The sequence below is a fragment of the Lentzea flava genome (assembly GCF_014648475.1).
GTDB lineage: Bacteria > Actinomycetota > Actinomycetes > Mycobacteriales > Pseudonocardiaceae > Lentzea > Lentzea flava.
This window is the reverse complement of record NZ_BMRE01000001.1, coordinates 141,289-155,269: the sequence shown is the minus strand read 5'-3', so window position 1 is coordinate 155,269 and position 13,981 is coordinate 141,289. Positions and strand designations below refer to the sequence as shown.

Here is a 13,981-nt window from a genome sequence, read left to right as displayed (position 1 = left end):
GCTTGCCACACTCGGGGTATGCGCTTTGCGATCTATGTGCCCAACTTCGGTTCGTCGCTCGGTGATCCGTCGGTGCTGGTGTCGCTCGCCGTGGAGGCGGAGGCGGCGGGGTGGGACGGGTTCTTCCTGTGGGATCACGTGGTCCGGCCGGGTGAGTCGGTGCTGGCTGATGTGTGGGTGACGTTGGGGGCGGTGGCGGCGCGGACGTCGTCGATCCGGCTGGGGCCGATGGTGACGTCGCTGGGGCGTCGGCGGCCGTGGAAGGTGGCGTTGGAGGCGTCGACGTTGCAGCGGTTGTCGGGTGGGCGGCTGGTGCTGGGTGTCGGGGCTGGTGTGCCGGACGATTTCGTGCCGTTCGGTGAGCGGGTGTCTCGTGCGGAGGCGTTGTCTGAGGGCGTGGCGTTGTTACGTGCCTTGTTGTCGGGCGAGGTGGTGGAGCATCGGGGGTCGTTGTTCGAGGCGTCGGGTGTGCGGTTCGCGCCGGTGGAGGTGCCGGTGTGGATCGGTGGGAACTGGCCTCGGTCGGTTCCGTTCCGTGCGGCGGAGTATGGGGCTGGGGTGGTGCCGGCGTCGTTCGTGGGCCACGAGTTGGTGGTGATCTCCCCCGGCGACGCGGCTGCGATGAAGGCGGCGTTCGTGGCGTCGGGTGGGCCGGCTGACTGTGAGGTGGCGATCTGGGGTGGTGCGCCGTTGCCCGAGGGGGTGCGGGAGTACGAGGCCGCGGGTGTGACGTGGATGTTCACCGATGGCGGCGCTTCGGGGCTGGAGGAGCTGCGGGCGTTCGTGGCGGCTGGTCCGCCGCGGTCAGGCGCTTAGGCCTCGCAGCAGGGTGTCGAGGTAGCGGCGGGCGGTCGGCAGCCGGTCGGCCGGGGTGTCGCTGTGGACGTAGGTGGCGTAGGCGACGCCGCACATGAGCGGTACGAGGTCTTCGTCGACGAGGTCGGGGCGTACGGCGCCGGCCGTGCGGGCGCGGGCGAGCAGTTCGGTGCCGGTCGCGATGATCTGCTGTTTGAGCTCGGTGGTGCGCGGCAGGGTGTCCTGGGTGGTGGCGGAGACCTTGGCGACGGCGGGGTCGCTGACCTGTGCTTCGACGATCTTTGTGAGGTACTCGGCGAAGGCGGGCCAGGCGTCGTCGTCGCGGAGGGCTTCGTCGCCGTGGCGGACGATCGCTTCGAGGCAGGGCGTGGCGACGGTTTCGAGGAGTGCTTCGGTGGTCGGGAAGTGCCGGTAGACCGTGCCGACGCCCAGGCCTGCGCGGCGGGCGACGTCGTTGAGCTGCAGCGGGGTGCCTTCGTCGACGAGTTCCCTGGCGACGGTGAGGATCCGGTCCCAGTTGCGGGCGGCGTCCTTGCGCTGCGGGGTCATGCCCTCCAGCCTAATTGGATATCCCATCCGGAACGCGTGCGACCGGCGCGTGCTGGTCGGTGAGTCTGCGCACCGCCGCCACGACGTGCGGGTCTGTTGCTGCCTTGATGGGCGTGACGGGCGTGCCCTGGGGTCCGATCAGCAGGCCTGTCCGCAGGGTGTCGTCGGTGGCGGCGACGATCGACGAGCGCGCTGCCACCGATGCCGGTCCGGAGGTCGACCGCTCGAACTTCCGCCGCACCAACGGCCAGAGCAGCCGCAGGCCGGGCGAGACGATCTTGGGGTTGCGCATCGTGCCGTCGGTCATGTCGGTGGCTGCTCCCCCGGGATCGGCGGCGAGCACCGCCACGCCGCTGCCCTCCAGCCGTATGGCGAGGTCGAGCGTGTAGGTGAGGTTCGCGAGCTTGGCGCGCCCGTACCAGTGGAAGCCGTAGTACCCGCCGGGCGGCTCGACCTGGTCGAACACCTTCTTCGCCAGGGTCACGGCTCCGGTGGTCACGTTGACCACCCGGCTGGGCGCGCCGCTCTGCAACGCCGGCAGCAGCAGTTCGGTCAGCAGGTACGGCGACAGGTGGTTGACGACGAACGACGCCTCAATCCCGTGCAGTTCGCTGCGGTCCGCGAACATCGCGCCCACGTTGTTGACCAGCACGGCCAACTCGCCCTCGGCGGTGATCCGCTTCGCGAGCTCGCGCACCTCGTCGAGTGAGGCGAGGTCGGCCTGGAGGAACCGTGCGGGCTCCCCTCCCCTGGCGTTGATCCTCTCGACGGCCTGGGCGCCACGTTCGGCGTTCCGTCCGACGACGGTGACCGCATATCCGGCTTTCGCCAGCCCCAGGGCTGTCTCGAGCCCGATGCCTCCGGTCCCTGCGGTGACCACTGCCCTGCGTGCCATCACAACCCCAATCCGGATAGCTCATCCACTTACCTCGAACGCTAGCACACATCCGGATTCGTTATCCGTTTCCTGGTCCTGAACAATGCAGCCGTGGATCTTGGGGTGGTCGGCCGGGCAGCGGGCATGTTCGCCGTGACGAACGTCGACGACCTGGTGCTCCTGGCGTTGTTCTTCGCGCGGGCCCGCTCGGCCCGGCAGGTGGTCGTCGGCCAGTACCTGGGCTTCGCGGGCATCCTCGTCGTGGCCGTGCTCGGCGCTCTGGGTGCCTCGCTTCTGCCCGAACAGTTCCGCCCGTGGCTGGGTCTGATCCCCCTGGCTCTCGGCCTCAAAGCGGCTTGGTCGCTGTGGCGCGGCAACGACGACGATGAGGAGCCGGACGTCGCCCCTGGCGTCCTCGCTGTGGCCGGCGTGACGCTGGCGAACGGCGGCGACAACATCGGCGTCTACGTCCCGGTCTTCACCGTCGCCGACTCCCTGTGGGTCTACGTGGCGGTGTTCCTGGTCCTGGTCGGCCTGTGGATCGCGATTGGTCTTTTGGTGTTGTTCTCCGGCTGAACAGCCTCCCGGTCAGGTACACACTTCGGGTGCGAAAGACCTACAGCTACAACGAGGCCGTGAAGATCCTCGGCGGCGGGGAACACCCGATCGTCGCCAAGATGGACAAGCTGCTGAACGGCGCCCTGCTCGCGGGCTCGTTGGGACTGTGGCAGGTGCTGGACCTGTTCGACGCCAAGCCGGACTTCATCAGGCTCAGCAACGAGCTGATCTCCAAGGTCTCCGCGAAGCGCCGCAACGTCAGCCGCTACACCCGCACACAGCAGCTGCATGCCGCGCACGCCGTGGTGGTGATCACCGCGTTCTTCGAGGCGTTCGAGGAACAGCAGGTACGGGTGAGCCTGCAGCCGAAGGACCGTGACCTGGTCGTCGGGTTCAACCCGTGGGACCTCGACTTGCCGTTGCCGTCGGTTGGCCGCCCGTATGAGGCGAACTTGACCGAAGTCAGATTGAAGTACGCCACCCTCGGTCTCGAGCTGTGCGACGTGCTCACGAGCATGGCGTTCTGGGACGATCTCGACGAGACCCAGCGCGACCGGGTGCAGTACGCGATCGGGTTTCTCCTGCCTGCGCGGGCGGTCGAGCGGTACGAGGAACTGCTCGGACAGCTGGCGGCGGAGTACCCGGAGATCCGGTTCTGGTGTTCGGTGCACGACGGGCGTGCGACACGGTCTGCGTTGGCGCGGTTGGAAGAGACGCTGCGGGAGACGACGACAGACCTGACCCCAGACGTGCGGCTCGCCGAGCTGTCCGGCGCGTACCGGGGCGCGTTGCGGCGGCCGCTGGTGAAGTCGACCGAGGTGCCGGACGGGGTGAGGATCCCAAGCCTGGCCGAGGCTTATGTCGACCCGCGGTTCCAGGTGGTGATCGGCAGAGACCGCGCGGCAGCGCCATCACTGCAGGCGTGGTGGGACGACGTGGAGGTCCGTGACGATCTCTACGCCTATCTGGTCGGGTATCTGACGTCGCCGGAGGCGTTGTCGTCGCCGCTGCTGGTGCTGGGTGATCCGGGTTCGGGCAAGTCGGTGCTGACCGAGGTGCTGGCGGCGCGGTTGCCGGCGTCGGACTTCGCCGTGGTGCGGGTCGAGCTGCGCAGCACTCCAGCGGACGCCGATCTGAAGCGGCAGATCGAGCACGGCTTGCACGAGTTGCTGCACGAGCCGGTGAGCTGGGCGCAGTTCTCGCGGAACACCGGCGGGGCGTTGCCCGTGGTGGTGCTGGACGGGTTCGACGAGCTGCTGCAGGCGACCGGTGTGAGCCAGACGCGCTACCTCACCGTGATCGCCGAGTTCCAGCAGACGCTGCAGGACATGGGCAGGCCGGCGGTGTTCCTCGTCACGAGCAGGCTGAGCGTCTGCGCCGGGCTGGAGTTGCCCTATGGAACGCATGTGGTGCGGCTGCTGCCGTTCTCCGACGAGCAGGTCGGCGCGTGGCTGGAGGTGTGGAACGCGGTCAACCCTCCCCTGCCCGTCGAGACCGTCCTGCAGTACCGCGATCTCGCTTCGCAGCCGCTGTTGTTGCTGATGCTGGCCTTGTACGACGCGGTCGACAGCTCGTTCCAGCGTGATCACCTCAGCATGAGCCGAGGCCAGTTGTACGAGCGGCTGCTCGACCGGTTCGCGCGGCGTGAGGTGGCCAAGAGCGCCGGCACGGATGTCGACGAGGACGTGGAGTTCGAGCTCGAGCGGTTGTCGGTGGTCGGGCTCGCGATGTTCAACCGCGGCGCGCAGTGGGTCGCCGAGCACGAGGTGACGTCCGATCTGGTTCAGCTGCTCGGTGTCGAGTCGCCTGATCGGCGGGTGGGGACCCGCACGCCGTTGTCGGCCGGCGAGACGGTGCTGGGGCGGTTCTTCTTCGTGCAGAAGACGGAGGCGGTGCGCGAGGACAGGACGAAGCTGCGCACCTATGAGTTCCTGCACGCGACCTTCGGCGAGTACCTGGTCGCGCGATTCGTGTGGGACCGGCTCGACGATCTGCGACGCGAAGACGCAGCCCGGTCGCGTCGCAAGTCCACTGTGGACGACACGGAGTTGTACTCTGTGCTGTCGTTCACTGCGCTGACCACGAGCAAGCCGGTGCTGGACTTCCTGCAGGAGTTCGCGCGGGCGGCGGACCGGGAGGCGCTGTTCGACCTCGTGGTGAGATTGTTCGGGGCGCGCAACGAGCGGCGGCTGTCGCGTGGGGTCTACGAGCCCAACGTCATGACCGACTCGGCGAGGGACGCGACGTATTCGCTGAACCTGGTCGCGTTGGCGCTGGTGCTGCGCGACAAGGTCTACGCGCCCGACCTGAACGTGAGCGTCGAGGACTGGCAGCGCGAGGCGTTGTTCTGGAAGTCCCGCCTGTCCTCGGGCGAGTGGGCGAGCGTCGTGCGCGGCTTCTGGGTCGAACGTGATCGCGATCGCCACTTCGCCGTCAGCCTGCGAGTCGGGACCGGGGAGGCCGATCCGAGCTGGGTGCTGATGGCCGAGCCGTACGTGACGCTGGACGACGTCGCCGTGACGTTGCGGGACGCGGTGACGCCGCTCGCGGGACCATACGGCATCGAGATCACCTCGGCCTTGATCGAACTGACGGCGACGCCGGTGGAGAAGTGTCTGCCCGCACTCCTGCGCTTCACGAGCCTTCTCGTGCCGACAGAACTGTTTCTCCAGCAAGTCTGCGGGCGGATCGGACGCGGTGGCGACGATCTGTCGATCGTGGGGCATTTCGGCGCGGCCTTGACCGGTGTGGGGCTCCCCGATGTGCTGGACGCCTGGCTGCGGCTGCACGAGTGGGGTTTCCGGTTCCCGGACGATCTCGGTGTCCCCGATGTGGCCGAATACCTGCGCAAGATCGACGTCCCCGTCGTGGCCGCAGGACGGCCGGACCTGCTCAAGCGGGCCAAGGCGGCGGCTGCTGATCTGGGTGTCTAATTGCGGCCACAAGGGACTCCGCGAGCTGAGCGAGATCCTGCTCGCTGAGGTCGCGCTCCCCCACCCTGCGCAGGATCTCGGTGCGCGAGCAGACGACGACGGCGCCGGTGTAGCCGCCGAGTTGGGCGGCGGCGACGATTTCGGGTGTGTCGTTGTGCACCACCAGGATCGGGTCCGGGGTGTCGGTGTAGAGCAGGCGCTCGATGTCCCGTCCGGTGATGGCCATGGTCAGTCTTGTACGGCGCGGGCGTAGCGGGCCGCAAGAGTGCGAACGTGTGCCACGAGTTCGGGTGGTGAGGTGACTTCGAAGTCGTGGCCGAGCATGCCGATCCAGACGGCGAGGGTTTCGACGGTGTCGGCGCCGGTGACGAGGACGCAGGTGGTGGCGTCGACGGCTTCGACGGTGCCGACGGCGGCGGTGATGCGGGCGGCGATGACGTCGGCTGGGGCGTGGACGAGGACGCGGGCTTGGAAGCGCCAGGCGGCTGAGGTGGTGCTGGAGGCGACGTAGGTGGTGGCGTCGAAGTCGCGCGGGGTGAAGCGGGGGCCGAACGGGGGCCGGGGTGGGCTGATGCGGTCGACGCGGAAGCTGCGCCAGTCGGTGCGGTCGCAGTCCCAGGCGACGAGGTACCAGCGGCGGCCCCAGTTGACGAGGCGGTGGGGTTCGACGCGGCGGCGGGAGGGGGTGCCGTCGTGGGAGTGGTAGTCGAAGCGGATGGTGTCGCTGTCGCGGCAGGCGGCGGCGAGGGTGGAGAGCAGTTCGGGGTCGAGGGCCGGGCCAGGGGTGTCGCGGGGGACGGATTCGATGTGCTGCAGGGCGGAGACGCGGTGGCGCAGGCGGGAGGGCAGGACCTGTTCGAGTTTGAGCAGGGCGCGCAGGGAGACTTCTTCGAGGCCCGTGACGGCGTTGGTGCGCAGGGCGGCGGCGACGGCGACGGCTTCGTTGTCGTCGAGCAGCAGGGGTGGGAGTTCGGCGCCGGCGCCGAGGCGGTAGCCGCCGAAGGTGCCGGTGGTGGCGTTGACGGGGTAGCCGAGTTCGCGCAGGCGGTCGATGTCGCGACGGACCGTGCGCTGGCTGATCTGGAGTTCGTCGGCGAGTTCCGCGCCTTGCCAGTCGCGGCGGGACTGCAGGAGGGCGAGCAGGCGCAGCAGCCGTGCCGAGGTTTCCAACATGACCGAGACTTTAGGACAGGAGTTGGCCACAAGGCCTTCTAGCCTTGGGTTATGACGGAGATCAGGGAGTTCCACATCGCGGTTGACGAGGCGGACGTCGAGGAGCTGCGGTTCCGGTTGGCGCGGACGCGGTGGACGGATCAGGTGCCGGGGGCGGGCGCGCGGTACGGGGACGCCGTCGAGACGGTGCAGGAGATGGCGCGGTACTGGGCCGAGGAGTTCGACTGGCGGGCGGTGGAGCGCACGCTCAACGCGCACCCGCAGTTCGTCACGGAGGTCGACGGGACGAACGTTCACTTCCTGCACGTGCGGAGTGCGAACCCGGAGGCGTTGCCGTTGCTGATGATTCACGGCTGGCCGGGGTCGATCATGGAGTTCGTGGGGGTGATCGACCGGTTGCGGGACGACTTCCACCTGGTGATCCCGTCGATCCCGGGGTTCGGGTTCTCCGGGCCGACGACCGAGACCGGCTGGCACTCGGGGCGGATCGCGAGGGCGTTCGCGGAGCTGATGGCGCGGCTGGGCTACGAGCGGTACGGGGTGCACGGCAACGACGCCGGGTCGCTGATCGCGCCCGAGGTGGGGCGGGTGGCGCCGGAGCGCGTGGCGGGGGTGCACGTGACGCAGGTCTTCTCGTTCCCGTCGGGTGATCCGGCGGAGATGGAGGGGCTGACCGAGGAGGACTTCCGGCGGCTCGGGGTGCTGCAGAACTTCTGGGAGAACCTGTCGGGGTATGCGAGCCTGCAGCAGGCGCGGCCGCAGAACGTGGCGTTCGCGCTGGCGGACTCCCCCGTCGGGCAGCTGGCGTGGACGATGCAGCTGATGGGTGAGCCGGCGGTGACGAGGGACTTCCTGCTGGCCAACGTGTCGATCTACTGGTTCACCCGCACCGCGGGGTCGTCGGCGCGGTTGTACTTCGAGGACAAGCACCGCGAGGACACGCCGACCGAGCCGACGACGTTCCCGCTGGGGGTGGCGGTGTTCCGGGACGACTTCCAGACCGTGCGGCGCTTCGCCGAGCGCGATCACCACAACATCGTGCACTGGTCGGAGTTCGCGACGGGTGGTCACTACTCCGGGCACGACGCGCCGGAGGAGCTGTCCGGTGATCTCAAGGCGTTCTTCGCGAAGATGTAGGTCGTGGCGCAGTGGGCTGAGGCCGGGTTGTGGGGGTTGGCGGGTGGCGGGGCGCTCCTGGTGGGCGCCCTGGTCGCCTGGTTCGTGCGTGTCCCCCGTGACGTGGTCGCGGTGGTGATGGCGTTCGGTGCGGGTGTGCTGACCGCGGCGGCGGCGTTCGAGCTGATGGACGAGGCGGAGCGCAACGGTGGTCTGCTCGCCACCTCCGTCGGGTTTCTCGGTGGCGCGGTGGTGTACGTGCTGGCGAACGTGGTGCTGGCGCGGCGGGGTGCCCGGCATCGCAAGCGCAGCAGCAACCAGCCGTCCGAACAGGACCAGGCCGGTAGTGGCACGGCGATCGCGGTGGGCGCGTTGCTCGACGGGGTCCCGGAGTCGGTGGTGCTGGGGGTGTCGTTGCTGGGTGGCGGCGGGATCGGGGTGGCGATGCTGGCGGCGGTGGTCATCTCGAACGTCCCGGAAGGACTGTCCAGCGTCGCCGGCATGAAGCAGGCGGGCCGCGGGGCGGGCTACGTGTTCGGGGTGTGGGGTGCGATCGCGGTGGCCAGTGGTGTCGCCGCGGCTGTGGGCAACGTTCTGCTCGACGGCGCCTCGCCGCAGCTGATCGCGGTGATCACGGCGGTGGCGGCGGGGGCGATCCTGGCGATGATCGCGGACACGATGATCCCGGAGGCCTACGAACGGGCCCGGCTCTACACCGGTCTGTGCACCACCGCGGGGTTCCTGACCGCGTTCGTGGTGGAACGGCTGGGTTAGTTCACCTGGTGCGATCGGTGCGGCGGCGGTAGGAGTGCAGCCATGGGTGTTCCGCTGGTGGACTTGACCGGGTGGTTCGACGGCACGGGGCGTGCCGAGGTGGCGGCGCGGGTCGACGCGGCGTTGCGGGAGTCGGGGTTTCTGCTGATCACCGGGCACGGCGTGCCGGACGAGCTGCGCGAGCGGACGCGTGAGCTGACGCGCCGGTTCTTCGCGCTGCCCGCGCAGGACAAGCAGCGCTACGCCGTGCGCACCGGCGGGCGGGGCTGGCTGCCGCCGGACGAGCAGGCCACCGGCCGCGCCGACGGCGGCATGGCTCCCCCGGATCTGAAGGAGACGCTCACGTTCGGCTCGGACGACACGGAGGGCGAGGACCCGTTCTTCTTCCGCCCCAACGTCTTCCCCAGCGAGGTGCCGGAGCTCGAACCGGTGGTCACCGACTACCTGCGGCGGATGCGGACGCTGGCGGACGAGCTGCTGACGATCTTCGCGGTCGCGCTCGGCGAGCAGGAGGACCTGTTCACCCGTCACACGCGCACGCCCTCGTACAACATGAACGTCAACCACTACCCGCCGTTGCGGCAGGTTGGGCCCGCGCAGCCGGGACAGTTCCGCATCGGCGAGCACACCGACTTCGGCACCGTGACGATCCTGGACCGCCAGCACGGCGTGGGCGGGCTGCAGGTCCGCGGTGCCGACGGGAGGTGGGAGGACGCGCCGTTCGACCCGGCCGCCTTCACGATCAACATCGGTGACCTGATGGCCCGCTGGGTGTCGGACCGGTGGCGTTCCACCCCGCACCGCGTGCTGCCGCCGGACGCCTCGGCACCGGACGAGGACCTGGTGTCGCTGATCTTCTTCTACAACACCGACCCCGGCGCGCGGATCGTGTCGCTGGACGGCCGCTACCCCGAGGTGGGTGGCGGGGAGTACCTGAAAGCGAAGCTCGCCGCGATCTCCATCGGGTAGAACAGGGGTCATGGCGATCGGTGAGCTCTACGACGTGGTGATCGACTGCCCCGATCCGGACGACCTGGCCGGGTTCTACCGGCAGGTGATCGGCGGCGAGATCACCGACTCCGACGGCGCGTGGACGACCCTGGTGACCTCGCGCGGACGGGTGTCGTTCCAGCGCGTCGACGACTACTCGCCACCTCAGTGGCCCGGCCAGGAGCACCCGCAGCAGATTCACCTCGACGTGCTGGTCGCCGACCTCGACGCCGCCGAGCCTCTCGTGCTGGAGCTGGGTGCGACGCTGCTGAAGGGGTCGGCGAAGCCGGGCGGGTTCCGGGTCTACGCCGACCCGGCCGGGCACCCGTTCTGCCTGGTCACCGGCTAGGCGCGCCAGATCGTGGCGCTGCGGGTCTCGGTGCTCTCCAGCGTCAGCGGCACCGGCACCTCGTAGCGGGCCTGCGCGGTGAACCGGTCGCGTGGCAGGTGCGCGCGGTCGGGGTCGCCGATCAGCACCAGCGCGCCCCGTGCGGCGGCCCTGGTCAGGAACGGCAGCACCAGCGCGGTGATCCGCGCGTCGTAGAAGACGTCGCCGGCCAGCACGACGTCGGCGCCGTGGGCGTCGCTGTCGAGCTGGTCACCGGGCAGGGTGCGGACCGCGACGCCGTTGGCCGCGGCGTTGAGCTCGACCGCGGCCAGCGACAGCGGGTCGATGTCGTTGGCGGTCACCGCGTCCGCGCCCGCCAGCGCCGCCGCGATCGCGACGAGGCCGGAGCCGGAGGCGAGGTCGAAGACCTTCCGGTCGCGCACCAGGCCGGGGTGGTCGAGCAGGTGCCTGGCCAGGGCCTGGCCGCCCGCCCACGGGAACGCCCAGAACGGCGGCTGGTCGTTCTCGGTCAGTTCCCACAGGTCCATCGCCTCGACCGCGCTGTGCAGGACCACCTCGGGCACCAGCGGCACCGGCGTGAGGGTCGTGTGGGCAAGCACGAAGTCGGTGAGCGTGGGCGCGGACATGACGGTGAAGCTTAGGGGCAGCGGTCCGCGCGGCTTCAGAGGCGAAAGTCCGCACTCACGTTCCGCCGGTGACGCGCAGGATCGCGCCCGTGGCGTAGGAGGCCTCCTCCGACAGCAGCCACGCGATGGCGTTCGCGATCTCCTCCGGCTCGCCGGGGCGGCCCATCGGGACCCGGCCCGCGACCTTGTCCGGCCGGTCCGGCTGGCCCGACAGCTGGTGGATGTCCGTGCGGATGGTGCCGGGCTGCACGCCGTTGACCCGGATCCCGCGGGGCGCGAGCTCCTTGCCCAGGCCGATCGTCAACGCGTCCACGGCGGCCTTGGTGGCGGCGTAGTGGACGTACTCCCCCGGGCTGCCCAGCGTCGCCGCCCCCGACGACACGTTCACGATCGCGCCGCGCGTCATCCGCCGTGCCGCCTCGCGGGCGACGAAGAAGGCGCCGATCACGTTCACGTCCACCACGCGGCGCAGGTCCTCGGTGCGCAGCTCGGCGAGCGGACCCGACGGTGAGGTGATGCCGGCGTTGTTCACCACGCCGGTGATGTCGTCGCCCGCGGCGTCGAACAGGCGCGCGACGTCGTCCTCGTCGGAGGTGTCGGCCTGCACGGCGAGCACGCCGAGCTCCTTCTCCAGCAGCCGGGCCTCCTCGGCGGCCTGGCGGTAGCTGATCACGACCCGGTGCCCGTCGCGCACGAGCCTGCGCGCGGTCGCGGCACCGATACCCCGGCTTCCCCCGGTGATCACCGTTGTCATGCCACCCACCCTACCAGTATATTCTGCGCCGGATATACGGGAGCGGATATGACGTTCAAGCGCACGAACCCGCTGGCCCTCGCGGTGCTGGCACTGCTGTCGGAACGGCCCATGCACCCCTACGAGATGGCGCAGACCATGCGCGAACGCCACCAGGAGGAGGTGATCAAGCTCAACTACGGCTCCCTCTACACCGTCGTCGAGCAGCTGCACCGCCACGAGCTGATCACCGCCGGCGCCACGCAGAAGGCCGGCAACCGCCCCGAACGCACCGTCTACGCGGTCACCGAGGCGGGCACCGCCGAGCTGCACGACTGGCTGCGCGAGCTGATCGCCGTCCCCGCCAAGGAGTACCGGCGGTTCGAGGCCGGGATCTCGATGGTCGGCCTGCTGCCACCGCACGACGCGCTCGCCGTCGTCGAACAACGCGAAGCGGCCGTCGGTGAGCAGCTCACCGCGCTGGCCGTGCTGCTGGAGAAGCTCGCCGGCATGGGGCTGCCGCAGCTCGCGTGGATCGAGCTCGACTACCGGATGGCCATGCTGCGCGCCGAACGCGCCTGGCTCGCCTGGTTCGCCGCCGCCACCCGCGACGGCACCGTCGGCGGCTACGAGGACTGGGAGGACAAGCACCGATGAGACTGCTGTTCGAGGTGTCCGGCGTCGTGCGCGCGCCGCTGGAGCACGTGCGGGAACGGATGTTCACCGACGCCGGCGAGTCCGGGTCGCACCGGCTCGTCGACCGCGAACGAGGCGTGATCGCCTACTGGGGCGACTGGTGGTACCGCGGCGAGGACTCGCTGCACCCCCACCTCGACGGCGCGCTGCTCGTGCACCGCGTCTACAACATCTCCCGCCAGGGCAACTGGGCGCCGTATCTGGCGAACAAGCTGTTCCTCGGCTACCGGGCCCGCCTGGAGCAGGGGCTGCGCGAGCGGATCGCCCAGCTCGAAAGCTGACCCGCGTTTCGACCCGGCCGTCACAGTGAAACCAGGTAAGGGTGACCTTATTCCTCACCCGAACGGCCGTATAGAGTGTGCAGATGAGGTGCTCGATACTCTCCGATTTCGCGGGCGAACCGCTGGCCGGCACGGCCGCGACCGCGACGGCGTGGCTGTGCCTGGAGCAGCCGGGCCCGTGGGGCCGCGACGCGATCGTGGAGAGCCACCTCGACCCCGAGCTCGGTGCCGAACTGCAGCGCCGCGCCGCCGGCACCGGTGTGCGCATCCTGCTGATCCGCCGTCCTGGCAAGCACGCCGACCACCGCGTCCCCGGCAGCCGCCGCGTGTACCTGGCCTCGACGAAGCCCGGCGCGTCCTGGCTCGAACAGGCCGACCTGGCCGCCCCGGAAGAGGCGCTCGAACTCGACTTCGCCGCACTCGGCGAGGGCCGCTCCACCGCGTTCGGCACCCCTGTCGACGACCCGCTGCTGCTGGTCTGCACGAACAGCAAACGCGACGTCTGCTGCGCCCTGTACGGCCGCCCGATCGCCACCGCGCTGAACCTGTGGGAGTGCACGCACACCGGCGGGCACCGCTTCGCCCCCACCGGCGTCCTGCTGCCCACCGGTCACCTGTACGGACGACTCGACCACCAGTTGGCCCAACGCGTCGTCACCGAGGGCATCCTCGCCGACCGGTGCCGCGGCCGGTCCTGCTTCACCCCGCGAGGGCAGGTCGCCGAGGTCGCCGTCCGCGCCCAGATCGGCGAGACCCGCGACGTGCTCACCGTCGTCGGCGAGACCGACGACTCCGCGACCGTGCGGCACGCCGACGGCCGCGAGTGGCGGGTGACGCTCGCCGAGCAGCCGGTGCCGCCGCGGCCCGCGAGCTGCGGGAAGTTCCCCGACATCGCGATCGCCCTGGTCGCCACCGCGATCGACGAGCTCGCGAAGGTCTGCCGCTAACGTGGCCTCGTGCCCAGCTTGATCCACCTCAACGGCCCCACCGGCGTCGGCAAGTCGACCATCGCCGCCCGCTACGCCGACGAGCACCCCAAGACGCTCAACCTCGACGCCGACGAGATCGTCCGGCTCATCGGCGGCTGGCGCGAGGACTTCCTCGGCACCGTCACCCTCGTCCGCCCGCTCGCCCTCGCCATGGCCGCCCGGCACCTGTCCTCCGGCCACGACGTCGTCATGCCGCAGCTGGTCACCGACCGCGGCCAGCGCGCGGCCTTCGCCCAGGCCGCCGCGGCGGCGGGCGCGCGGTACCGGGAGTTCGTGCTGCTCGCCGCGCCCGAGACCACGATCGACCGCTTCCGGGGGCGTGACCACCACGTCGACGCCGCCGTCGAGGCGATGGGCGGCGCCACCGTGATCCGCCGCATCCACCAGCACCTCGCCGCCTACCTCACGCCCGCCAGCGTCGTGATCGAGACCGACGGCGCCGACCCCGGCCGGACGTACGAAACGCTGATGGCCGCCCTGGCGGAAGAACCGGGAACTGTCGGACCCGGTCGGTAGGTTGA

17 protein-coding genes are annotated in these 13,981 nt (G+C 70.0%); 11 read left to right on the top strand and 6 right to left on the bottom strand.

From position 1 onward, the window contains the following. Positions 1 to 18: 18 nt before the first annotated feature. Positions 19 to 816 (top strand): LLM class flavin-dependent oxidoreductase, encoded by a 798-nt coding sequence (locus IEZ09_RS00750; protein ID WP_189251548.1) that lies wholly within the window; start codon positions 19 to 21, stop codon positions 814 to 816. On the opposite strand, the gene IEZ09_RS00745 is transcribed toward IEZ09_RS00750, so the two are convergent. After that, the gene (locus tag IEZ09_RS00745; protein ID WP_189251547.1) at positions 805 to 1,365 is read right to left on the bottom strand and encodes a TetR/AcrR family transcriptional regulator; all 561 of its coding nucleotides are present in this window, start codon (positions 1,363 to 1,365) and stop codon (positions 805 to 807) included. The genes IEZ09_RS00750 and IEZ09_RS00745 overlap by 12 nt on opposite strands. Positions 1,366 to 1,375: 10 nt before the next feature. Continuing rightward, a complete protein-coding gene (locus tag IEZ09_RS00740) occupies positions 1,376 to 2,260 on the bottom strand; it encodes an SDR family NAD(P)-dependent oxidoreductase (RefSeq protein ID WP_189251546.1) in 885 nt (294 codons plus the stop codon). A gap of 93 nt (positions 2,261 to 2,353) precedes the next feature. Between IEZ09_RS00740 and IEZ09_RS00735 the strand changes: the two genes are divergently transcribed. Continuing rightward, entirely contained in the window at positions 2,354 to 2,818 is a 465-nt protein-coding gene (locus IEZ09_RS00735) for a cadmium resistance transporter (RefSeq protein WP_189251545.1), read from the top strand. A 29-nt stretch (positions 2,819 to 2,847) separates the two neighbouring features. After that, a complete protein-coding gene (locus IEZ09_RS00730) occupies positions 2,848 to 5,733 on the top strand; it encodes an NACHT domain-containing protein (RefSeq protein ID WP_189251544.1) in 2,886 nt (961 codons plus the stop codon). On the opposite strand, the gene IEZ09_RS00725 is transcribed toward IEZ09_RS00730, so the two are convergent. Beyond that, the gene (locus IEZ09_RS00725; protein WP_189251543.1) at positions 5,693 to 5,959 is read right to left on the bottom strand and encodes a hypothetical protein; all 267 of its coding nucleotides are present in this window, start codon (positions 5,957 to 5,959) and stop codon (positions 5,693 to 5,695) included. The genes IEZ09_RS00730 and IEZ09_RS00725 overlap by 41 nt on opposite strands. A gap of 2 nt (positions 5,960 to 5,961) precedes the next feature. Next, positions 5,962 to 6,906, bottom strand: a complete 945-nt coding sequence (locus tag IEZ09_RS00720) for a helix-turn-helix transcriptional regulator (RefSeq protein ID WP_189251542.1) — start codon at positions 6,904 to 6,906, stop codon at positions 5,962 to 5,964. A gap of 51 nt (positions 6,907 to 6,957) precedes the next feature. On the opposite strand from IEZ09_RS00720, the gene IEZ09_RS00715 reads away from it, so the two are divergent. From IEZ09_RS00715 to IEZ09_RS00700, 4 genes are read left to right on the top strand one after another with little or no spacing between them, the layout of a single operon-like run. Next, the gene (locus tag IEZ09_RS00715) at positions 6,958 to 8,043 is read left to right on the top strand and encodes an epoxide hydrolase family protein (protein ID WP_189251541.1); all 1,086 of its coding nucleotides are present in this window, start codon (positions 6,958 to 6,960) and stop codon (positions 8,041 to 8,043) included. A 3-nt stretch (positions 8,044 to 8,046) separates the two neighbouring features. Next, the gene (locus IEZ09_RS00710; RefSeq protein WP_189251540.1) at positions 8,047 to 8,796 is read left to right on the top strand and encodes a ZIP family metal transporter; all 750 of its coding nucleotides are present in this window, start codon (positions 8,047 to 8,049) and stop codon (positions 8,794 to 8,796) included. A gap of 42 nt (positions 8,797 to 8,838) precedes the next feature. Continuing rightward, complete coding sequence (locus tag IEZ09_RS00705) at positions 8,839 to 9,765, top strand: isopenicillin N synthase family dioxygenase (protein ID WP_189251539.1); 927 nt, start codon at positions 8,839 to 8,841, stop codon at positions 9,763 to 9,765. A gap of 10 nt (positions 9,766 to 9,775) precedes the next feature. After that, positions 9,776 to 10,135 carry a VOC family protein gene (locus IEZ09_RS00700; RefSeq protein ID WP_189251538.1) on the top strand — a complete coding sequence of 120 codons (360 nt, stop codon included), beginning with the start codon at positions 9,776 to 9,778 and terminating at the stop codon, positions 10,133 to 10,135. On the opposite strand, the gene IEZ09_RS00695 is transcribed toward IEZ09_RS00700, so the two are convergent. After that, entirely contained in the window at positions 10,132 to 10,761 is a 630-nt protein-coding gene (locus tag IEZ09_RS00695; RefSeq protein WP_189251537.1) for a class I SAM-dependent methyltransferase, read from the bottom strand. The two genes, IEZ09_RS00700 and IEZ09_RS00695, sit on opposite strands and share 4 nt — an antisense overlap. A 55-nt stretch (positions 10,762 to 10,816) precedes the next feature. Continuing rightward, the gene (locus IEZ09_RS00690) at positions 10,817 to 11,515 is read right to left on the bottom strand and encodes an SDR family NAD(P)-dependent oxidoreductase (RefSeq protein WP_189251536.1); all 699 of its coding nucleotides are present in this window, start codon (positions 11,513 to 11,515) and stop codon (positions 10,817 to 10,819) included. A 48-nt stretch (positions 11,516 to 11,563) separates the two neighbouring features. Between IEZ09_RS00690 and IEZ09_RS00685 the strand changes: the two genes are divergently transcribed. The 4 genes from IEZ09_RS00685 to IEZ09_RS00670 all read left to right on the top strand — a co-directional run bounded on the left by IEZ09_RS00685 (position 11,564) and on the right by IEZ09_RS00670 (position 13,976). Continuing rightward, positions 11,564 to 12,151, top strand: coding sequence for a PadR family transcriptional regulator (locus tag IEZ09_RS00685; protein WP_189251535.1), 588 nt, complete (start codon positions 11,564 to 11,566; stop codon positions 12,149 to 12,151). Further along, positions 12,148 to 12,471: a hypothetical protein gene (locus IEZ09_RS00680; RefSeq protein ID WP_189251534.1), complete on the top strand. Its 324-nt coding sequence runs from the start codon at positions 12,148 to 12,150 to the stop codon at positions 12,469 to 12,471. Before IEZ09_RS00685 ends, IEZ09_RS00680 begins: the two co-directional genes overlap by 4 nt. A gap of 83 nt (positions 12,472 to 12,554) precedes the next feature. Beyond that, the gene (locus IEZ09_RS00675) at positions 12,555 to 13,418 is read left to right on the top strand and encodes a ferredoxin family protein (protein WP_189251533.1); all 864 of its coding nucleotides are present in this window, start codon (positions 12,555 to 12,557) and stop codon (positions 13,416 to 13,418) included. A gap of 9 nt (positions 13,419 to 13,427) precedes the next feature. Further along, positions 13,428 to 13,976, top strand: a complete 549-nt coding sequence (locus IEZ09_RS00670) for an AAA family ATPase (RefSeq protein ID WP_189251532.1) — start codon at positions 13,428 to 13,430, stop codon at positions 13,974 to 13,976. The last annotated feature ends 5 nt before the right edge of the window (positions 13,977 to 13,981 follow it).